This is a genomic window from Aquabacter spiritensis, assembly GCF_004346185.1.
Taxonomy (GTDB): Bacteria; Pseudomonadota; Alphaproteobacteria; order Rhizobiales; family Xanthobacteraceae; genus Aquabacter; species Aquabacter spiritensis.
Genome location: NZ_SMAI01000003.1, coordinates 83,818 through 103,278, shown reverse-complemented (window position 1 = coordinate 103,278; position 19,461 = coordinate 83,818). Strand labels below are relative to the sequence as shown.

Annotated in this window: 19 protein-coding genes; 13 read left to right on the top strand and 6 right to left on the bottom strand. The window is 66.6% G+C overall.

From position 1 onward, the window contains the following. Positions 1-2: 2 nt before the first annotated feature. Complete coding sequence (locus EDC64_RS06840) at positions 3-1,247, bottom strand: LVIVD repeat-containing protein (RefSeq protein ID WP_132030528.1); 1,245 nt, start codon at positions 1,245-1,247, stop codon at positions 3-5. Between the two features lie 226 nt (positions 1,248-1,473). Here EDC64_RS06840 and EDC64_RS06835 point away from each other — a divergent pair, with 226 nt between their 5' ends. From EDC64_RS06835 to EDC64_RS06815, 5 genes are all read left to right on the top strand, one after another. Next, positions 1,474-2,310 (top strand): FCD domain-containing protein, encoded by an 837-nt coding sequence (locus EDC64_RS06835; protein ID WP_132030527.1) that lies wholly within the window; start codon positions 1,474-1,476, stop codon positions 2,308-2,310. 455 nt (positions 2,311-2,765) lie between these two features. After that, complete coding sequence (locus EDC64_RS06830; RefSeq protein WP_132030526.1) at positions 2,766-3,797, top strand: ABC transporter substrate-binding protein; 1,032 nt, start codon at positions 2,766-2,768, stop codon at positions 3,795-3,797. Further along, positions 3,794-4,624, top strand: a complete 831-nt coding sequence (locus EDC64_RS06825) for an ABC transporter ATP-binding protein (RefSeq protein WP_132030525.1) — start codon at positions 3,794-3,796, stop codon at positions 4,622-4,624. The genes EDC64_RS06830 and EDC64_RS06825 overlap by 4 nt, the downstream gene beginning before the upstream one ends. Next, entirely contained in the window at positions 4,624-5,379 is a 756-nt protein-coding gene (locus EDC64_RS06820; RefSeq protein ID WP_132030524.1) for an ABC transporter permease, read from the top strand. Before EDC64_RS06825 ends, EDC64_RS06820 begins: the two co-directional genes overlap by 1 nt. Then, positions 5,376-6,242 carry an ABC transporter permease gene (locus EDC64_RS06815; protein WP_132030523.1) on the top strand — a complete coding sequence of 289 codons (867 nt, stop codon included), beginning with the start codon at positions 5,376-5,378 and terminating at the stop codon, positions 6,240-6,242. The genes EDC64_RS06820 and EDC64_RS06815 overlap by 4 nt, the downstream gene beginning before the upstream one ends. 91 nt (positions 6,243-6,333) lie before the next feature. Here EDC64_RS06815 and EDC64_RS06810 read toward each other — a convergent pair whose 3' ends face one another. After that, positions 6,334-7,233: a dihydrodipicolinate synthase family protein gene (locus EDC64_RS06810; RefSeq protein ID WP_132030522.1), complete on the bottom strand. Its 900-nt coding sequence runs from the start codon at positions 7,231-7,233 to the stop codon at positions 6,334-6,336. A 173-nt stretch (positions 7,234-7,406) separates the two neighbouring features. Between EDC64_RS06810 and EDC64_RS06805 the strand changes: the two genes are divergently transcribed. The 4 genes from EDC64_RS06805 (at position 7,407) to EDC64_RS06790 (ending at position 11,007) form a co-directional block, all read left to right on the top strand. Next, positions 7,407-8,072, top strand: a complete 666-nt coding sequence (locus EDC64_RS06805) for a GntR family transcriptional regulator (protein WP_245504572.1) — start codon at positions 7,407-7,409, stop codon at positions 8,070-8,072. 31 nt (positions 8,073-8,103) lie between these two features. Then, complete coding sequence (locus EDC64_RS06800; RefSeq protein ID WP_132030520.1) at positions 8,104-8,640, top strand: TRAP transporter small permease; 537 nt, start codon at positions 8,104-8,106, stop codon at positions 8,638-8,640. 10 nt (positions 8,641-8,650) lie between these two features. Beyond that, complete coding sequence (locus EDC64_RS06795; protein ID WP_132030519.1) at positions 8,651-9,919, top strand: TRAP transporter large permease; 1,269 nt, start codon at positions 8,651-8,653, stop codon at positions 9,917-9,919. A gap of 95 nt (positions 9,920-10,014) precedes the next feature. Beyond that, positions 10,015-11,007: a TRAP transporter substrate-binding protein gene (locus EDC64_RS06790; protein WP_132030518.1), complete on the top strand. Its 993-nt coding sequence runs from the start codon at positions 10,015-10,017 to the stop codon at positions 11,005-11,007. Positions 11,008-11,049: 42 nt separating this feature from the next. On the opposite strand, the gene EDC64_RS06785 is transcribed toward EDC64_RS06790, so the two are convergent. From EDC64_RS06785 to EDC64_RS06775, 3 genes are all read right to left on the bottom strand, one after another. Continuing rightward, positions 11,050-11,814: an SDR family NAD(P)-dependent oxidoreductase gene (locus EDC64_RS06785; RefSeq protein WP_132030517.1), complete on the bottom strand. Its 765-nt coding sequence runs from the start codon at positions 11,812-11,814 to the stop codon at positions 11,050-11,052. A gap of 111 nt (positions 11,815-11,925) precedes the next feature. Further along, the gene (hisD, locus tag EDC64_RS06780; RefSeq protein WP_132030516.1) at positions 11,926-13,233 is read right to left on the bottom strand and encodes a histidinol dehydrogenase; all 1,308 of its coding nucleotides are present in this window, start codon (positions 13,231-13,233) and stop codon (positions 11,926-11,928) included. A 12-nt stretch (positions 13,234-13,245) separates the two neighbouring features. Further along, complete coding sequence (locus EDC64_RS06775; RefSeq protein ID WP_132030515.1) at positions 13,246-14,196, bottom strand: cyclase family protein; 951 nt, start codon at positions 14,194-14,196, stop codon at positions 13,246-13,248. Positions 14,197-14,376: 180 nt separating this feature from the next. Between EDC64_RS06775 and EDC64_RS06770 the strand changes: the two genes are divergently transcribed. Continuing rightward, a complete protein-coding gene (locus EDC64_RS06770) occupies positions 14,377-15,114 on the top strand; it encodes a TetR/AcrR family transcriptional regulator (RefSeq protein WP_132030514.1) in 738 nt (245 codons plus the stop codon). 31 nt (positions 15,115-15,145) lie between these two features. Here EDC64_RS06770 and EDC64_RS06765 read toward each other — a convergent pair whose 3' ends face one another. After that, positions 15,146-16,045 carry an NAD(P)-dependent oxidoreductase gene (locus EDC64_RS06765; protein ID WP_132030513.1) on the bottom strand — a complete coding sequence of 300 codons (900 nt, stop codon included), beginning with the start codon at positions 16,043-16,045 and terminating at the stop codon, positions 15,146-15,148. A 250-nt stretch (positions 16,046-16,295) separates the two neighbouring features. Here EDC64_RS06765 and EDC64_RS06760 point away from each other — a divergent pair, with 250 nt between their 5' ends. The 3 genes from EDC64_RS06760 to EDC64_RS06750 are packed head-to-tail and all read left to right on the top strand — an operon-like array spanning position 16,296 to position 19,460. Next, the gene (locus tag EDC64_RS06760) at positions 16,296-16,832 is read left to right on the top strand and encodes a carboxymuconolactone decarboxylase family protein (RefSeq protein WP_132030512.1); all 537 of its coding nucleotides are present in this window, start codon (positions 16,296-16,298) and stop codon (positions 16,830-16,832) included. Positions 16,833-16,881: 49 nt separating this feature from the next. Then, positions 16,882-17,349: a (2Fe-2S)-binding protein gene (locus EDC64_RS06755; protein WP_132030511.1), complete on the top strand. Its 468-nt coding sequence runs from the start codon at positions 16,882-16,884 to the stop codon at positions 17,347-17,349. After that, a complete protein-coding gene (locus tag EDC64_RS06750) occupies positions 17,346-19,460 on the top strand; it encodes a xanthine dehydrogenase family protein molybdopterin-binding subunit (RefSeq protein WP_132030510.1) in 2,115 nt (704 codons plus the stop codon). The genes EDC64_RS06755 and EDC64_RS06750 overlap by 4 nt, the downstream gene beginning before the upstream one ends. Position 19,461 lies beyond the last annotated feature (1 nt).

Genomic DNA, 19,461 nt, shown 5'->3' with positions numbered 1-19,461 from the left:
GCTCAGAAGTCCATCTCCAGGATGTAGACGCCGCCGGTATGACGGTCGACGGTGTAGACGATGCCGCGCTCGTCGACGAACACGTCGTTGATCTGCACCGCGCCGACCGGCGACAGGCGCGGCGCCGGCGGCACGAAATGGCCGATTTCCACCGGCTGGTAGGGATTGGAGATGTCGAAGGCGCGCAAGCCGCCATTGAAGAAGGTGCCGAGAATCACCTGATCGGAGAACCAGGAGGTGGGCAGCGGCACGTTCTCGTGCAGATTATGCGCCCCGACGCGCCCGCCACGGCCGGCATAGACGTCGCGGCTCGGCGTCGGGCAGGTCGAGATCGGCACCGGATGCGCCTCGTCGCGCGCGTCGAGGATCCAGATCAGCTTCGGCCAGTCCGCACCGCCATCGAGCACCGATTCGTCGGTCACGACGAGGAGGTCGCGGTCGAAGAGCGGCAGGACGGTGTGGGTGAAGCCCCAATAAGGCGGGGAATTGTCCCAACGGCAGATCGGCTTGGGCGCCGTCTTGTCGGAGATGTCCATGATGATCATCCCGGCATCGAGATAGCCGAGATAGCAGCGGTCGGGGCGCTGGGGATAGACGTTGGTGTTGTGGGCGCGGAAGCCGAAATCCTTGCCGGCCTCGTGCCGCACCGGAGGCGCATCGGTGTCGCCCTCGCGGGTGCCCGGCAGCCACCAGCGCCCGACTTCCGTCGGCTTGGACGGGTTCTTCACGTCGATGATGCGGTAGAATTGGTCGTCTTTGGGGTTGCGCGCGGCGAAATCCGGCGCGCCCGCGGCCATGTGGACATATTCCCCGTCGCAGAACCACAATTGGTGGACGCCGCGCGAGGTCGGGCCGGACGCATCCATGAAGGAGATGGAGCGGGGATTTTCCGGCACCGAAATGTCGAACAGCTCCATCCCGGCGGGCTGCATGCCCTGCTTCTGCGTCTGATACGCGACCGCCATGATGTCGCCGGAGACTTCCAGCGAATTGGAGCGCATATGGGCGACGGGCAGGTCGGTCTGCACCACGATTTTCGGATTCTTCGGGTCGGTCACGTCGAGCCCGGTGAAATTCTTCGGCGCGCTCTCGTGGGCCAGCCACAGAATGCGGCGTCCGTCTTTGGCGATCTGGATCGACATGCCTTCGCCCATGCCGCCGAAGCCGCCCATTTCGTGCTGGGCGATGAGCTTGAAGTTCCGCGTCGAGCCCTGGCCTTCGGCGGGGCGGTCCTGGGTGGTCAGCATGATCGATCCTCGGCGTAAGGGCGGCGCACGGCCGCAGCGCATGTCGCGTTCGTCAGTTCGCGTGCCGACACCGCATGCACGCCACGGACTTCTCTCAAGTCGCGGGCGTTCTATCAAGGGGCGTTTGTACGAAATTTTTGACGAATGCGCGGAATGGCATAAAGTCGTCGCCCTGATCCCCTGCCTCACCCGCCTTGCCCGGCGGAGGTTTTGATACGGAGCCCCCATGCAGCGCGCGAAGGCGAAGGCCCCGAGCGTCCGGAAGGTGCCGGCGCCGGCGGTGGTGCGCCTCGAACCGGCCAAGTCGGAGACGCCCAGATCCGAGGCGCAAAGGTCCGAGGCGCAAAGGTCCGAGGGCCCGCGGCCGGAAGCCGACGCCAAGACCATCGGCGAGGGCGCCTATGCCCGGCTTCGCTCGGATCTGATCGCCGGCCGGATCGCGCCGGGATCGCGCATGCCGTTCCGTCAGCTCAGCGCGCGCTACAAGGTCGGGATCGGCCCGCTGCGCGAGGCCTTGGTGCGTCTCGCCTCCGAGCAATTGGTCGCGTTCGAGGGCCAGCGCGGTTTCATGGCGGCGCCCTTGTCGCTGGAAGACCTCAACGATCTCTGCCGGTTGCGGGTCGATCTCTCGTGCCGGGCGCTGCGCGAATCGATCGAGCGCGGCGGCGAGGACTGGGAGGACGAAATCCTGGTCGCGCTGCATCGGCTGGAGCGCAGCCCGCTGCCCAATTCGTTCGACGACGACGCCTCCATCGACGAATGGGAGCGCCGGCACGATCGGTTCCATACCAGCCTGGTCGCGGCCTGTGGCTCGCGCTGGCTGCTGCATTTCTGCGCCACCCTGTCGGACCAGTTCCAGCGCTATCGCCGCTTCACGGTGCTGCGTATGGCGCAGTCCTATTCCCTGTTCGATGCCGTGCGCAGCCAGCACCGCGCCATGGCCGAGGCCGCCCTCGAACGGCGCGCCGACGATGCCGTGGCGATGCTGCAGACGCACTATGAAGGCAGCCTGCGGAACGTCACCGAGCAGATGGAGAGCTTCGCCAACCGCAAGCGGGCGTGATGCAGAAGGCTGCTCTCGGAACGCTTGGGCGGCCTGCGTCCTTCGGGCCAACCTGAAACCACGGGCGGATCGACGGTGCGCCCGCATCCGATTGAAATACATAACTTTTAATAGGCATGGGCGTCGGACGTCCTGGCGTGGCGGGAAAGCCGATCCCTCGGAGCCGAACCCACCTTTTCGCCTGCGCCTGCACGTGACGGCCCCTACCGGCCGCACGCGGCCTCCGGGGCATCAGCGTCTCGCGCTAGTGATCGGTCGCTCAATTATCCGGTTGACAGGCGAAATTCAGAACGGGAAGATCGAAGCCGAACGAAATGCAAAATTTCTAACATTCTGATCAAGCGCGAACGCCAACGCGCCATCGGAAGAGCGGGCCGGCGCAAGCTGAGACGCACCCGGCCCCATCATAGTGTCGACCGCCGATCCACGGCGGCGAAGGACGTCGGGAGGAAAACATGAAGACGCTTTTCGGGCGGCTCGCCCGCCTTGGTCTCATCGCCACGGCCACTTTGACCGCCACCGCGGCCTTGGCGGATCCGGTGAAGATCCGCATCGGCTGGGCCACCATGCCGGGCCACATGATCCCGGTGCTCTATTCCAATCCCTCGATCCTGAAGCATTACGGCAAATCCTATGTCGTGGAGCCGATCCTGTTCCGCGGCTCGACCCCGCAGATCACCGCCATGGCGGCGGGCGAGATCGACATGGGCGCCTTCTCGGCCACCTCGCTCGCGCTCGCGGCCACCAATGCCGGGCTCGACGTCAAGGTGGTGGCCGACATCATCCAGGACGGGGTCGACGGGCACCATTCCGATGCCTTCCTGGTGAAGGCGGATTCGCCGATCAAGACGGTGGAAGACCTGAAGGGCAAGCGCATCGCCACGAATGCGATCGGCTCGGCCTCAGATACCGGCATGCGGGTGATGCTGCTGAACAAGGGCATGGTCGACAAGCGCGACTTCACCTCGATCGAGGTGGCCTTCCCGAACATCCCTGCGATGATCGAGGAGGACAAGGTCGACATGGGCCCGGTGCTCCAGCCGATGTACGGCAAGCTCGTGAAGAGCGGCAAATACCGCAAGCTGTTCTCGGTCTCCGACGCGGTCGGTCCGTCCGAACTCGTCTTTCTCGCCGCCCGCGCCGACTTCCTCGCCAAGAACAAGCAGGCGGTGCAGGACTTCTTCGAGGATCACGTCACCGCGATCCGCTGGTTCATGGACCCGAAGAACAAGCAAGCCGGCAGCGAGATCATCGGAAAGTTCATGAAGCAGCCGCCGGAAAATTTCGCCTATATGTTCACCAAGGAAGATTATTTCCGCGATCCCTACATGGTGCCGAACGTCAAGAACATCCAGACCATGGTGGATGCCTCGGTGAAGGCGGGGGCACTGCCGGCGGCGTTCCAGGTCGCACCGAAATATGCCGACCTCACCTTCATCGAAGAAGCCAAGAAGCGCGTGCAGGCCAATGAGGGCAAGACCCAATGAGCGGACAAAGCTCCAGCGGGTCCGCGCTTCCGGCCGATGAGGTCGGCATCGAGATCCGCGATGTCAGCCATCATTATGGCGGGCGAAATGGCCAGGGCGGCGTCACCGCCCTGGACCATATCAACCTGCAGATCCGGCCGAACGAGTTCCACGCTCTGCTCGGGCCGTCGGGATGCGGGAAAAGCACCCTGCTCTATCTGATCGGCGGCTTCATCCCGGTCCAGTCCGGCACCATCGCCACCGCGCGCGGGACCGTGACGGGTCCTGGCCCGGAGCGTGGCATCGTGTTCCAGAACTTCGCCTTGTTCCCCTGGAAGACGGTGCTCCAGAATGCCCTCTACGGCCTCGAAAAACTGGGCCTGCCCAAGAAGGAGCGGGAGGAGCGGGCGCGTCATTTCATCGACCTCGTCCATCTCACGGGGTTCGAGAACGCCTATCCCTCGCAGCTCTCCGGCGGCATGCAGCAGCGCGCGGCGATCGCCCGCACGCTCGCGGTGGATCCCGAAATCCTGCTCATGGACGAACCGTTCGGCGCGCTCGACGCGCAGACGCGCCGGGTGATGCAGGAGGAGCTGCGCGCGATCTTCGAGCGCACCCGCAAGACCGTCGTCTTCGTCACCCATGACGTGCAGGAGGCGGTGTTTCTCGCCGACCGGATTTCGATCATGAGCGCCCGACCGGGCCGCATCCAGCACGTGCTCGATGTCGCGGTCGACCGCTCGGGCGGCGACGAAGTGATGAAGCGGCCCGAATTCGTCGAGATCGGCGAACATATCTGGGGCCTGGTCCGCGACCAGGCGATCGCGGCGACGCGGGGGGCGCACTGATGGGCGCCACCGCCTCGATCCTGTGGCGCTATACGCCGCTGCTGATCTGTCTCGCCTTGTGGGAGATCGTGGCGACGGCCGGGCCGTTCGCAAACCAGCTTTTGCCCGACGTCAAGCAGGTCGCGGAAGCGCTGTGGGCGCTGATCCTCGACGGCGAGATCGTCAATCACGGGCTGCGGTCGCTCTATCGCGCGGCGATGGGCTTCGGCCTCGCCATCATTGTGGGCTCGGCGGCAGGGCTGCTGATGGCCACCTTCCGGCCGGTGCGGCTTCTGGTCAATCCGATCGTCCAGATCTTCTACCCGATGCCGAAATCCGCGCTCATCCCGGTGATGATGATCTGGTTCGGGCTCGGCGACATGTCGAAAATCGTGCTGATCTTCATCGGCTGCCTGCTGCCGGTGGTGATCTCCTCCTATAACGGCGCCCGCGGCGTGAACCCGTTCCTCATCTGGTCGGCGCGCAGCCTCGGGGCCTCGCGCGCCACGACCTTGGTGCAGATCGTGCTGCCGGCGGCCATGCCGGAGCTTCTCAACGGCATCCGCACCGCCCTCGCCTTCGCCTTCATCCTGATGGTGTCCTCCGAATTCGTGATCGCCAAGGACGGGTTCGGCTATCTGATCAGCCAGCTCGGCGACGGCGGCGCCTATGCCGCCATGTTCGCGGTGATCCTGGTCGTCGCGATGGTGGGCTTTACCGCCGACCGGCTCTATGGCGCCTTCGTCCGCCACCAGCTGCGCTGGAGGGAACCATGACCCGCTCCGCCTCCCCCTCGCTTCCGGCGGCGCGCACGACCGGCCGTACGGCGCCGGGTCCCGACGCACCGGTCGCCGGCATCTGGCGCGGCGTCTACCGGCGCCTGACCGGGGATGCAATGATCCAGATCCTGGTCATCGCGGTGCTTCTGATCGGCTGGGAAACCGTGACGCGGCTCGGCCTCGTCCACCCCTTTCTGCTGCCTCGGCTTTCGGCGGTGCTCGAGCGCATCTTCAACAACATGCTGGCGGGAAAGGTGTTCACCGATCTCGGCCTGACCCTCTACCGGGCCGCGACCGGGTTCCTGATCGGCACCGCGATTGCCATTCCGCTGGGCGTGCTGATGGCGCGCAACACCGCGGTGCGCTGGTTCTTCGATCCGCTGATCTCGATCGGCTTCCCGATGCCGAAGATCTCCTTCCTGCCGATCTTCATCCTGTGGTTCGGCATCTTCGACACGTCCAAGATCGTGATGATCGCCTTTTCCTGCTTTTTCCCGGTGGTGAGCGCGACTTATTCCGGCACGCTCGGCGTCGACAAATGGGTGATCTGGTCCGCCCGGTCGTTCGGCGCCACCCCCAATCAGGTGTTGCGGGAGGTCGTCCTGCCGATGGCGCTGCCGCAGATTCTGACCGGCATCCAGATCGCCGTGCCGGTCGGCCTCATCACGACCGTCGTCACCGAGATGCTCATGGGCGGGCCGGGCATCGGCGGCAGCATGATCGCAGCCGGGCGTTTCGCGGATTCCGTCGGGGTGTTCGCCGGGATCGTGGAAATCGCGCTGCTCGGGGCGGTGGTGGTGAAAGGCGTCGAGCGGCTGCGAGCCTATCTGCTGCGCTGGCACCACGAAGCGCGGCACTGACATCTACGCCGCCCCCGGCCACGCCGGGAGCGGGTTCGCAGGTCATGCGAGGCGCCGGGGCAAACCCGGCCTCGAGGCGCGCTGCGGGGCCTTACGCCGCCGCACGGCCACGGAGCTGCGCGATGGCGTCGCGGATCACCGCGCCGACATGCGCGCGCTCCTCGCCCTCCAGCGGCAGGCGCGGGGCGCGCACCCATTCCGGCGCGCCATAGACGAAATGCTCGGCGAGCTTGATGTACTGCACCAGCTTGACATGGGTATCGAGGTGGAAGGCCGGGGTGAGCAGGCGATAGAGCGGGCGCGCTTCCTCGAATCGCCCGGCGCGGCACAGGTCGAACAGCCGCACGCATTCCTCCGGCCACGCATTGGTCATGCCCGACACCCAGCCGGTGACCCCGAGCGCGGCGCTCTCCAGGATGAGATCGTCGACGCCGCAGAACACGGCGAAACGGTCGCCGCAGGCATTGTAGATGTCGGTGACACGGCGGATGTCGCCGCTCTCCTCCTTGATGCAGACGATCTCCGGCGTGTCGGCGAGCTGCTCCAGAATGTCCGGCGTTGCATCCACCCCATAGGCGATGGGGTTGTTGTAAATCATGATCGGCAGGCTCGAGGCTGCCGCTAGGTCCTTGTACCACTTCACGGTTTCGCGTTTGTCGCTCTTATAGGCGATGGAGGGGAACGCCATCAGCCCCTCGGCACCCAGCTTTTCGTAGGTGCGGGCGGCTTCGGCCGCGGCGTGCGTGGAGACCTCCGCCAGCCCGCTCAGCATCGGCACCCGTCCCGCCACGGCTTCCTTTGCGGCGGTGAGAACCTGGGCCCGCTCGTCCATCGAGAGCGAGGCGTTTTCCCCCAGCATGGGGAGCAGGATGACCCCCGACACGCCGTGGACGATCAGCCGGTCCACGCTGTGCTGGAGGGCGGGAAGGTCGAGGGCGCCATCCTGCTTGAGCTTGGTCGTCACCGCCGGGAATACGCCGCGCCACGTCATGGAGAGCCCCTTGCCTTCGTCTAAAATTGAATACAATATTCGATTATCATCAGGCGTTTCACGGGACAAGCCGAGAGAATGCGCATTTTTCAGGCATGAATGCGCTAAAATCTGAGCTTGCCGCCGCCCTGACGGCCGTGTCACTGAATATCGTATTCAATTTGGAGCCTGACGTGACGAAGCTGGGCCGACAGTCCCTCACCGATCAGATCGTGAGCCAGGTGCGCCGCCGGATCATTTCGGGCGAGCTGGCGGAAGGCACGCCGCTGCGTCAGGAGAAGCTGGCGGCCGAACTCGGCGTGTCGCGCGTCCCGCTGCGCGAGGCGATCCGGCAGCTCGAGGCGGAAGGGCTGGTGGTGTCGGAGGTGCACAAGGGCACCGTCGTTTCCTCGCTCTCGCTCGCCGAGCTGGAGGAGCTGTTCGAGATCCGAGTCCAGCTCGAGACCTTCCTGTTCGCGCTCGCCATCCCCCGCATGACGGAGGCCGATTTCGCCCGTGCCGACGCGATCATCGCCGAGAGCGCGGCGAGCGCGGTGGACAGCTGGGGCGACTTCAACTGGCGCTTCCATTCCGCGCTCTACGCCGCCTCCGGCCGCACCATCGCGCTGAAGCTGCTGAAGACCGTCCACGACAATGCCAACCGCTACATCAATCTCCAGCTCGCGGTGGTGGCGGATGTCGAGCACGAACTCGTCGATCACCGCAACCTGCTCGCCTTCGCCCGGCTCGGCGACGTGGACGGCGGGGTGAAGCTGTTGCGCGATCATATCGAGCGCGTGGCGGAGAATTTGGTCCTGTCCATCGGCGAGAGCCGCAAGACGCCGTCGAACGTGGCGTGACCCGCCATCCGGCCGGCAGCGAGGGGCGAAGTTGAAAACCATCTTTCGGATCATCGATGTGATGAACCACGCCTTGCGCCATGCGGTGGGGGCGGTGCTGGGGGTGATGGTGGTCACCGTCGCCATCCAGATCTGTGTCCGCTTCGTCCTGCCGCGCCTCGGCATCGTCGCTGCCGCGCCCTGGACCGAGGAATTGGCCCGCTATCTCCTGGTCTGGGCGGTGTTCGTCGGCGCCGCCGTGGCAACGCGGACCGGGGCGCTGATCTGCATGGATTCGCTGCCCGATGCCCTGCCGCCGGCGCTCGGCCATATCGTGCGCACCTTTGCCCTCCTCCTCACGATCGGCTTCTTCGCCCTGCTCTTCTGGCTGGGTCTGCGCTGGGTGGAGTTCGGCCTGGCCGAGACTTCGACCGTCATGGCGCTGCCCATGGCCTGGGTCTATGCGGCCATGCCGGTCGGCGCCGCCGTCTCCATCGTCAACCTTGCCGCGCTCCTGTTCGAACGCCGTCTGGAGCGCCGCGAGGCGCGGGCGGCGCTCGATCAGGATCCCGCAGCCTCGATCGTCTGAGGAGACCGGCATGGCCCTCCTGTTCGGCACCATGGCGCTGACCCTCGCTCTCTCCGTGCCGATCTTCGCGGTGATGGGGCTCTCGGCCGTGGTGGCGCTGATGGAGCGCGGCATCAACCTCATCGCCGTGCCGCAGAACGTGTTCGAATCGCTCGATTCCTTCGCCCTCCTGGCGATCCCGTTCTATGTCCTGGCCGGCAACATCATGAAGGTGGGCGGCATTTCCAGCCGCCTCATCGGGCTCGCCAGTGCGCTGCTCGGCTGGATCCGCGGCGGGGTGGGAGCGGCCGCCATCCTGACCTGCATGTTCTTCTCGACCATATCCGGCTCGTCCTCGGCCACCACCGCCGCCGTCGGCTCCACCATGATCCCGGCCATGGTGAAGAAGGGCTATCCCAAGCGCTTCGCCGCGGCCACCGTGGCGGTCGGCGGCGAACTCGGCGCCATCATCCCGCCCTCGCTGCCGATGGTGATTTACGGGCTGGTCGCCAACGTCTCGATCGGCGGCCTGTTCATCGCCGGCATCCTGCCCGGCATCTTCATCGGTCTGTCGCTCATCCTCACCATCAGCATCGTCGCCAAGCTGAACGATTTCGACCGCACCAAGCCGGTCTCATTCGCCGCTTGGGCGCGCGACGTGTGGGAGACCGGCAAGGAGTCGTTTCTCGCCCTGCTGATGCCGGTCATCATCCTCGGCGGCATCTATTCCGGCGTCTTCACGGCCACCGAGGCGTCGGTCGTGGCGGTGATCTATGGCTTCCTCGTCGGCGCCTTCGTCTATCGCGAGATCGGCTTCCGGGACCTGATCAAGATCCTCAACGACAGCGCCGTGATGACCGGAATGGTCATGCTGATCGTCGCCTTCGCCGCCTTGTTCGGCCATGCCATGACCATCAACCGCATCCCGCATTATTTCGCCGAGCTGGTCGCGCAGGTGGCGGGCGGGCCGATCATGTTCATGCTGCTGGTGAACGTGCTCCTGTTCGTGGTCGGCACCTTCATGGAGGCGCTCGCGACCATTCTCATCCTCGGGCCGATCCTCGCCCCGATCGCGCTCAGCTACGGCATCGACCCCCTGCATTTCGGCATGGTGATGATCGTCAACATCGCCATCGGCATGGTGACGCCGCCGGTGGCGGTCAACCTCAACATCGCCTCCGAGATTTCCGGCGTCTCGATGGACGAGATGACGAAGCCGGTCCTGATCTTTCTCGCCGTGCTGACCGTCGACGTCCTGATCATCACCTACGTCCCGGCCCTCTCGCTGGCGCTGCTGTGACCCGTGCGCACCGGACCCCGATCGCGCCCCCGGCGGCCGCCCGCAACACCGCGATTTCCGCTTCAAGAGAACCGACCAGAGAAGGACACACCTCCATGCTGCGAACCGCGCGATATCTGATCTCCTCCGCATTGCTCCTCGCGGGCACGCTCGGCGGGTCCATGGGCGCTTCTGCCCAGACGATCGAGCTGAATGCCGGGCACGTTCTCACCACCGCGAGCCATTATCATGCCGCGGCGGCCAAGCTCGCCGAACTGGTGGCGGAGAAGTCGAAAGGCCAGATCAAGATCAACGTCTTCCCCGCCGCGCAGCTCGGCGGCGAGGTGAAGATGATCCAGTCCGTGCGGACCGGCACGCAGGACATCGTCGTCACCGGCGAGGCGCCGCTCGAAAACACGGTGAAGGACTATACCGTCTTCTCCTTCCCCTATCTGTTCTCCTCGGTGGACGAGGCGAACAAGACCCTCCAGGGTCCGATCGGCAAGGAGATGCTGGGGCTTCTGCCGCAATATGGCATGGTCGGGCTGGGCTTCATCTCGGCGCTCGAGCGCAACGTCTTCACGAATGGCCGCGTCATCAAGACTGCCGCCGACATGCAGGGCCTGAAGATCCGCGTGATCCCGGGTCCCGGCTATGTCACCGCCTATAAGGCGCTCGGCGCACAGCCGACCCCGATGGCGTATACCGAGCTCTATATGGCGCTCCAGAACGGCGCGGTCGATGCCGGCGAGAACTCCCCGGACCTGTTCCTCCAGGACCGGTTCATCGAGGTGTCGAAGACCTATTCCTTCACCAAGATCATGTATATGCCGGCCCTCATCATCATCTCGAAGGCCAAATGGGACGGCTTCACCCCGGACCAGCAGAAGATCTTCCGCGAGGCGGCGGCCGAGGCGGTGACCTTCGCCATCGGCCATTACAAGAAGGACTATGCCGCAGCCATCGAGACCATGAAGGCCGGCGGCAAGGTGCAGATCGTCGAGCCCGACCTCGCCACCTTCCGCGCCACCGCGCCCGACGTATATGCGGCCCTTCTGAAGGAATTCCCGCAGGCGAAGCCGTGGCTGGACAAGATCAAGGCGCAGTGAAGCCTTGAAGCCCCTCCCCCGACCCGGGGGAGGGCGCCGCGCCTATTCCGCGGTCCAGCCGCCATCCACCACCAGCGAGGAGCCGGTCATCAGCGCCGAGGCGTCGCTCGCCAGGAAGACGATGGCGCCCATCAGATCCTCGACCTCGCCGATCCGCCCCAGCTTGATCATGCCGACCACGCTCGCGCGGAATTTCTCATCCTCGAAGAACGGCTTGGTCATCGGCGTCTGGATGAAGGTCGGCGCCAGGGTGTTGACCCGCACCTTGTGCGGCGCGAGTTCGATCGCCATGGCTTTGGAGAAGCCCTCCATGGCCCATTTTGAGGCGCAATAAATCGAGCGCCGGGCGCTCCCCACATGCCCCATCTGCGAGGAAATGTGGATGATCGAGCCGCCCTTCCCCGCCTTCACCATGCCCCGCGCCACGGTCTGGGCGACGAAATAGGCGGCGCGGACATTGATGTTCATGACCAGGTCGAAATTCTCGACCGTCACGTCGAGGAACGCGCTCGGCCGGTTGGTGCCGGCATTGTTGACCAGGACATCGAACGGCTCGGTCGCGTCCAGCTCCTCCTGCATGCGCGTCAGGTCGGTGACGTCGAGCGAAAGCGCTTGCGCCGCAAGGCCTTGCGCGCGCAGGGCGGCGGCGGCGGCTTCGACGTCGGCGAGGGTGCGGGCGGCGAGGGTCACCTCGGCGCCGGCCTGGGCGAGGGCGGCGGCGGCCGCGAGGCCGATGCCGCGCCCGGCGCCGGTGACGAGGGCGCGCTTGCCGGGAAGGGTAAAGCTTGGCGTCTTCGGCAGGTCCATCCCGCTCTCCTCTGGCTTTTGTTGAACGCGTTGCGGTATCGGCTTAAAATCGGCAAGAAAAAGGGGCTCGCAATCGGCGAGCCCCGAAGATTTCACCTGCTGCTCAACCCCTCATTCCGCCGCTGTGGCGTAGGGAATATTGCGACCACCATAGCGGCGGACGCGGATATTGGCTTGTTCGGCATGGCCTGCAAAGCCTTCCAGCATGCAGAGGCGCGAGCAATACTCGCCGATCATGGCCGACGCCGCGTCGGTCAGGACCTTCTGATAGGTGCATGTTTTCAAGAACTTACCGACCCAGAGCCCGCCGGTATAGCGGGCGGACTTCAGCGTCGGCAAAGTGTGGTTGGTGCCGATCACCTTGTCGCCGAACGACACATTGGTGCGCGGACCCAGAAATAACGCCCCGTAATTCGTCATGTTCGCGAGGTAATAATCCGGATCTCGCGTCATAACTTGCACGTGTTCCGAGGCGATCCGATCGGCTTCGACGACCATCTCCGCATCGCTCTCGCAGACGATCACCTCGCCATAATCCTCCCACGCCTTGCGGGCGATCTCGGCGGTGGGAAGGATGGTGAGGAGGCGCTCCACCTCGGCCATGGTCTCCTTCGCCAGCTTCATCGAGGTGGTGAGGAGGATGGCCGGCGAGTTGGGGCCGTGCTCGGCCTGGCCGAGCAAATCGGTGGCGCAGAGTTCGCCGTCGACGCTGTCGTCGGCGATCACCAGGGTCTCGGTGGGCCCGGCGAACAGATCGATGCCGACCCGGCCGTAGAGCTGGCGCTTGGCCTCCGCCACGAAGGCGTTGCCGGGGCCGACGAGCATGTCGACGGCCTCGATGCTCTCGGTGCCGAGCGCCATCGCGCCGACCGCCTGGATGCCGCCGAGCGAATAGATCACATCGGCCCCGGCGAGATGCTGGGCCGCGACGATGGCGGGCGCCGGCTCGCCATGGAACGGCGGGGCGCAGGTGATGATGCGCTTCACCCCGGCCACCTTGGCGGTGATCACCGACATGTGGGCCGAGGCCAGCAGGGGATATTTGCCGCCCGGCACGTAGCAGCCGACCGAATTGACCGGGATGTTCTTGTGCCCGAGCACGATGCCGGGCAGCGTCTCGACCTCGACGTCGCGCAGCGCGTCCCGCTGATGCTGGGCGAAATTGCGCACCTGCTCCTGGGCGAAGCGGATGTCGTCGAGATCGCGCTTGGTGAGCTTGCCGAGACAGGCTTCGATCTCCTGCTCGGAGAGCCGGAAATCCTCGCGGTCCCAGCCGTCGAACTTGACCGAGAGCTCGCGCACGGCGGCATCGCCGCGCGCCTCGATGTCGGCCAGGATACCCTCGACGGTGGCGCGGACCTTCGCCTGGTCCTCGGCGCGGGCGGCGGCGTCGCGGCCGCGCTTCAGAAATTCGGCCATTGGCGTGCCCTCCTATTTGATCGCCTGGGGATTGATCGGCGATCCGGCCGCACCCGGCAGATGCAGCGGCGGCGCGGAGAAGAAGAACTCATACACCTTGTCCGCGGCGCAGTCCTCCGCCAGCTCCTTGACGTAGAAGATCTCGCCCATCGAGATGCCGATCGCCGGGATCACGACCCAGTGCCAGGGCTGGTTCGCCTCGTCGGTCTCGTTCGGGCGCACCTCGCAGCCCCAGGTGTCGGCGCAAATCGCCGCGATGTCCTTCTCGCGGATCCAGTAGCAGGTCTCGAAGGCGAGGCCCGGCGCCCCGCCGCCGGCATAGCCGCTCCAGTCCTTCTTGGCGAGGCAGCGCTCCTGGTGGCCGGTGCGCACGATCACGAAATCGCCCTTGCGGATTTCCACGCCTTGGGCGGCGGCGGTGTCGTCGAGGTCCTTATTGGTGATGGCGTAGCCGTCATCGAGCGATTCGACGCCCTTGAAGCGCGCGACGTCGAGCAGCACGCCGCGGCCCACCATCTTGTTGCGCACATGCTCGATGCCGAGCTTCTTGGCGCCCTTCACGTCGACGAGGCGCGCGTCGTAGCCATTGTACATCTTGTCGTCGAGGAAGATGTGGCAGAGCGCATCCCACTGGGTCGAGGCCTGGCAGGGCATGTTGATGGCGTCGTCGGCATAGCGCAGATACGGCGCCGGGCTGTCCTGGACGCCGGCCGCGGCGTCGGTGCCGGTGGCGAGCATGGTGTGGATCGGATTCCAGCGGCCGCCGAACAGGCCGGACTGGATCGGCTCCTTCAGCGAGAGGCCGAGCGCGAAGGCCTTGCCCTTCTTGATCAGCTTGCCGGCATTGACCACATCTTCCGGCGTGACGTTGTTGAGCGTGCCGATCTGGTCGTCGGCGCCCCAGCGCCCCCAGTTGGAGAGCTTTTCCGCGGCTTCATAGATCGCGGCGCGGTTCACTTTCATCGGGCATCTCCCTGCTTGTTATCGATCGATAAATACAACATGGGCCGCGGCGCGCAAGATCCCGCGCACCGGGCGAGCGTCCCGCGCCGCGGGCGTGCGGGCTTCCGCCGGCAAATATTCTGGTCGCCCGCCGCTTCCCCGTCGCCTATGAGTTGAGGCGCAACAGGGAGCCAAGCACGCATGGGCCGCACGGCGCACAGCCGCAAACCGGACAGTTCGGAGCCGCCGCGCCCCCGGACGGCGGCGGCGAAGCCGGCACAGTCCCCGCCGCCCGCGCCTGCGCCCAAGCGGCGCCTGTCGGCCTCGGACCGGCGGCGGGAAATCGTTGCGAAATCGATCGAATATTTCGCCAAGGTCGGCTTCGAGGGCGGGACGCGCGAACTGGCGCGCCATCTCGGCACCACCCAGCCTCTGCTCTACCGCTATTTCCCGAACAAGGACGCGCTGATCCAGGAAATCTACAAAGTGGTCTATCTCGACCAGTGGAAGGCGAGTTGGGACCATCTGCTGACCGACGCGTCCCGCCCGCTGCGCGCGCGGCTCCAGATCTTCTACGAGGACTATACCGACGCCATCCTCAACCCGCAGTGGATGCGGATCTATTTCTTCGCCGGGCTCAAGGGCGTGAGCATCAATGAGCGCTATCTCGCGCTCGTCGAGGAACGCATTCTCAGCCGCATCCTCCGGGAATTCCAGCGCGAGTGCGGCCTGGTCCCCCCCGAGCGGCTCGATCCGCACGATCTGGAGATCGCCTGGCATCTTCAGGGCGGGATCTTCTATTACGGGGTGCGACGCTTCGTGTACCGCACCCCGGTCCATCTTCCGAAATCCGCGATGATCACGGACGCGCTGGACGTCTTCTTCGCCGGCTATCGGTCGGTGCTCGACCGGCGCCGCGACGCTCCCGCGAAGGCTTGACGCCGCCGGACATGCCGGCGGCGCGCGGGCCTCACTTCTTCTGCGTCATCTCTTTGAGCACCGCATAGAGGGCGGCGGTGTCGTCGGCGTCCCGGCCGGCGGCGAGAGCGGCGACATAGAAGGGCACGCTGGCATTCATCAGCGGCGTCGGCGTGCGCACGTCGCGGGCGAATTCGGTGATGAGCGTCAGGTCCTTCATGTAGACGTCCATCTTCATGGTCGCCGGCTGGTACTGCTCCTTGATCATCATCGGCCCGCGCACCTCGAACATGCGCGAATTGCCGGCGCCGTCGCGGATCGCCTCGAACACCATGTCGAGATCGAGCCCGGACTGCTCGGCCATCAGCAGCGCCTCGGCGGTCGCGAGATTGTGGATGGTGACGAGCAGGTTCGCGACGAACTTCAGCTTGATGCCGGCGCCGAACGCCCCGACATAGCGGGTGTTGCGGGCGAAGCCGTCGAACACCGGACGGATCCGCGCCGCCGCCGCTTCGTCGCCCGACGCATAGACCACGAGGTCGCGCACCGCCGCCTGGGCGCCGGTACCGGACACCGGGCAATCGAGCACCGGCACGCCCTTCGGCTCGAACAGGTCGCGCACATAGGTCTTGGCATACATCGGGAAGGTGCCCATCTCGCACACCACCGTTCCGGGCCGGATGGTGTGGATCATGCCCTCGGCACCGCCGCAGGCCGCCTTGAGCGCATCGACCGAAGCGAGGGCGATCAGGATCACGTCGGCCTTTTCGGCGAGCGCCTTGGGCGAAGCGGCGGCCTCTCCGCCAAGCTCGGCCAGCGCCTTCAGAGGCGCCTCGGCGACGTCGAATCCGATCACCGGGAATCCCGCTTCCCGCAGATTGCGGGCATAGGAGAAGCCCATGATTCCAAGTCCGACCACGCCCACGGTCGGGCGCTGCGCAGTGCCGCTCATGTTTGTCTCCTCGACGCCCGGCGCGATCTGGCGGCGCTTCGGACGCTCCTCGTTGATGTGCGTGTTCGCTTCGGCGGGGCTGAGCCCTCAGGGCATCGGCCATAATTGACAAGCCGAAGCCGGGCAAGAATTATCGAGCGATAAACAGAAAAATGCCGCGGCCGGGGCCGGAGCCGGGGCTTGCGCAGAAGCGCGCCGGCTGCTCCTTCTCAGGCCCCCGGCGACCGCGCCCCATCGGGAAGGATCTCGCGTGACCAAGCGCTTCAAGGAACTCGACCCCACCGCCCTCAGCCCGGCCCAGAAGCAGGTGTTCGACGCCATCGCCTCCGGCCCGCGCAAGACCGTGCCCTACATCTATCATCTGCTCCTCGGCAGCGCGGAGCTGGCGGAAAAGTCCCAGGCGCTCGGCGTGTTCTGCCGCTATGGCACGGAATTCACGCCGCGCCAGTCGGAGCTCGCCATCCTGGTGGTGGCACGCCATTGGGACGCGGTCTATGAATGGTCGGTCCATGTGCACGAGGCGCGCAAAGCGGGTCTGCCCGAGACCGTGATCGCCGCGCTGGAGAAGGACGAGGAGCCGGTCTTCGAGGATGCCGACGACGCGCTCATCTATCGCTTCGCCAAGACCTATTTCGCCACCAACGACGTGCCGGACGACCTGTTCGCGCAGGCGCAGGCGCGCTTTGGCGAGAAGGCGGTGGTCGAGCTGGCCGGGCTGCTCGGCTATTACTCGATGCTCGCCATCTGTCTGCGCATCTATCGCGTGCCGCCCCAGGGCGAAGCCTGACCGGCCGGCTTCGTCCCGGCCTCCTGTCCCGCCCGCTTGAGGAGATCCTATGGCGCTTGAGATCGCATTCCGGGTGAATGGGACGCCGCGCACCGCCCACGCCGACGACGACGCCCCGCTCCTCCATGTGCTGCGCAACGTCCTCGATCTGAAGGCGACGCGGTTCGGCTGCGGCGCGGAACAGTGCGGCGCCTGCATGGTGCTGGTGGACGGCGCGCCGGCCTATGCCTGCACTTTGCCGGCGGGCGCGGCGGCGGGGCGCGCGGTGGAGACCGCCGAGGGCCTCGCCGACCATCCGCTCCGCGCGGCCTTTCTCGCCGAACAGGCCGGGCAGTGCGGCTATTGCCTCTCCGGCATCCTGATGTCGGCCAAGGCGCTGCTCGATCGCACGCTTTCGCCCTCGCGCGCCGAGATCGTCGCCGCGCTCGATCCTCATCTGTGCCGCTGCGGCGCCCACGAGCGCATGCTGCGCGCCGTGGCCCGCGCCGCCGCCACCCTTCGGGGCGAGACGCCATGATCCCCAACGCGCTCCCCCTCAGCCTCCAGGACAATCCCCGGCTCGATCAATGGATCGGCTTTCCCGAGGCCGGCCGAGTCGCGGTGCGCACCGGCAAGGTGGAACTCGGCCAGGGCCTGCTGACCGCTCTGGTGCAGATCGCGGCCGAGGAACTCGACGTCGCGGTCGCGCGGATCCAGCTCGCGACCGGCGACACCGCCGCCACGCCGGACGAGGGCTATACGGCCGGCAGCCGCTCGGTCGAACTGTCCGGCGGCGCGATCCGGCTGGTCTGCGCCGAGGTGCGGGCCATGGCGCTCGACGCGGCCGCCCGCCGCCTCGGCTGCGACGCGGCTTCCCTCGCCCTCGAGGATGGCGTCATCCTGAAGGACGGCCTGCCGACCGGCCTCGATTATTGGGCCGTGGCGGACGATCTCGATCTCACCCGCACCGCCTCCGGCGCGGCACCGGCCAAGGCGGCGGCGCGCTTCAAAGTGGTGGGGACCGACGTGCCCCGGCTCGATTTGCCGGCCAAGATCGGCGGCGCGCCGTTCATCCAGGATCTCGCCCCCGACGGCCTGCTCCATGCCCGCGTGCTGCACCGGCCGCGCCTCGGCGCCCGGCTCGTGGCACTCGATGAAGCGGCGGCATTGAAGGCCGGCGGCGGGGCGGTGGACCTGCACCGCTCCGGCGATCTCGTCGCCCTCATCGGGCCGGACGAGGCCAAGGTGCTGGCCGCCTTCCAGCGCTTGCGCGATCGCGCGCGCTGGGAAGGCGGCGTCGACCTCGGACCCGGCGATGCCGAAGCGCTGTCGCTGCTGGACCGCCCGGCCGCGCCGCCGCGGATCGTCGAACGCGGCGCACCCCTGCCGGCGGCGCGGCGGCTCCGTGCGACCTATTCCAAACCTTATATCGCCCATGGCTCGATCGCGCCGTCCTGCGGCCTCGCGCTGTTCGAGGCCGGACGGCTCACCGTCTGGACCCATTCGCAGGGCGTGTTCTTCCTGCGGTCGAGCATCGCCCGCGCGCTCGGGCTGGAAGTGTCGGCGGTCCATGTGATCCATCATCAGGGCGCCGGCTGCTACGGCCATAACGGCGCCGACGATGCCGCCTTCGATGCCGCCTTCGCGGCCCTCGCCTGTCCCGGGCGGCCGGTCCGCGTGCTCTGGACGCGCGAGGACGAACTCGGCGTCGCCCCGTTCGGCGCCCCCATGGTGGTGACCCTCGACGCCGGCTTCGACGCCGACGCCCGCCCGGTCGACTGGACCATCGACATCGTCAGCCCCACCCATGTCAGCCGGCCCGGCGCGCATGGCGGGGTGAACCTCCTCGGCGCCGCCGCGCTCGCCGATGCGCCCCCGGCGCCGGCGCCGGCCGACCTGCCGGACCCGGCGGGCGGCGGCGCCTCGCGCAACGCCTTCCTGCTCTATGACCTGCCGCACCAGAAGCTGGTCCACCGCTTCATTCCCGCCCCGCCGGTGCGCACCTCCTCGATGCGCGGGCTCGGCGCCTTCGCCAATGTGTTCGCGCTCGAAAGCTTCATCGACGAAGCGGCGGAGGCCGCGGGGCTCGATCCGGTCGCCTATCGGCTGAAACTGATGGCGGACCCGCGCGCCCGCGCGGTGATTTCGGCGGCGGCCGAGATGGCGGACTGGGACAGCCCGCCGCCGGACGGCTTCGCGCGCGGCTTCGCCTTCTCCCGCTACAAGAATGTCGCCGCCTATCTCGCCATGGCGGTCGAGCTCTCGGTCGAGGAGGAGGTGCGGGTGTCGCGCGTGTGGTGCGCGGTCGATGGCGGGCTGGTGATCAATCCGGACGGGGCGCGCAACCAGATCGAGGGCGGCGTGATCCAGGCGATCTCCTGGACCCTGAAGGAGCAGGTCACGTTCGCCGACGGCGCGGTCGCGTCCAACAGCTGGGAAACCTATCCGATCCTGCGCTTTTCCGAAGTGCCGGAGATCGAGACCCGGCTGATCGGCGATCCCACCCATCCGCCGCTCGGCCTCGGCGAGGTCTCGCAGGGGCCGACCGCCGCCGCGATCGGCAATGCCGTCGCCCGCGCCCTCGGCGCCCGGCTGCGGCATCTGCCGCTCACGCGCGAGCGGATCATGGCGGCGCTGCTCGAGGGGTAGC

Coding starts and splice junctions, on each gene's coding strand:
- EDC64_RS06840 (WP_132030528.1), bottom strand. CDS start 1,247: ATGCTGACCACCCAGGACCGCCCCGCCGAAGGCCAGGGCTCGACGCGG.
- EDC64_RS06835 (WP_132030527.1), top strand. CDS start 1,474: ATGCAGCGCGCGAAGGCGAAGGCCCCGAGCGTCCGGAAGGTGCCGGCG.
- EDC64_RS06830 (WP_132030526.1), top strand. CDS start 2,766: ATGAAGACGCTTTTCGGGCGGCTCGCCCGCCTTGGTCTCATCGCCACG.
- EDC64_RS06825 (WP_132030525.1), top strand. CDS start 3,794: ATGAGCGGACAAAGCTCCAGCGGGTCCGCGCTTCCGGCCGATGAGGTC.
- EDC64_RS06820 (WP_132030524.1), top strand. CDS start 4,624: ATGGGCGCCACCGCCTCGATCCTGTGGCGCTATACGCCGCTGCTGATC.
- EDC64_RS06815 (WP_132030523.1), top strand. CDS start 5,376: ATGACCCGCTCCGCCTCCCCCTCGCTTCCGGCGGCGCGCACGACCGGC.
- EDC64_RS06810 (WP_132030522.1), bottom strand. CDS start 7,233: ATGACGTGGCGCGGCGTATTCCCGGCGGTGACGACCAAGCTCAAGCAG.
- EDC64_RS06795 (WP_132030519.1), top strand. CDS start 8,651: ATGGCCCTCCTGTTCGGCACCATGGCGCTGACCCTCGCTCTCTCCGTG.
- EDC64_RS06790 (WP_132030518.1), top strand. CDS start 10,015: ATGCTGCGAACCGCGCGATATCTGATCTCCTCCGCATTGCTCCTCGCG.
- EDC64_RS06785 (WP_132030517.1), bottom strand. CDS start 11,814: ATGGACCTGCCGAAGACGCCAAGCTTTACCCTTCCCGGCAAGCGCGCC.
- hisD (WP_132030516.1), bottom strand. CDS start 13,233: ATGGCCGAATTTCTGAAGCGCGGCCGCGACGCCGCCGCCCGCGCCGAG.
- EDC64_RS06775 (WP_132030515.1), bottom strand. CDS start 14,196: ATGAAAGTGAACCGCGCCGCGATCTATGAAGCCGCGGAAAAGCTCTCC.
- EDC64_RS06770 (WP_132030514.1), top strand. CDS start 14,377: ATGGGCCGCACGGCGCACAGCCGCAAACCGGACAGTTCGGAGCCGCCG.
- EDC64_RS06765 (WP_132030513.1), bottom strand. CDS start 16,045: ATGAGCGGCACTGCGCAGCGCCCGACCGTGGGCGTGGTCGGACTTGGA.
- EDC64_RS06755 (WP_132030511.1), top strand. CDS start 16,882: ATGGCGCTTGAGATCGCATTCCGGGTGAATGGGACGCCGCGCACCGCC.
- EDC64_RS06750 (WP_132030510.1), top strand. CDS start 17,346: ATGATCCCCAACGCGCTCCCCCTCAGCCTCCAGGACAATCCCCGGCTC.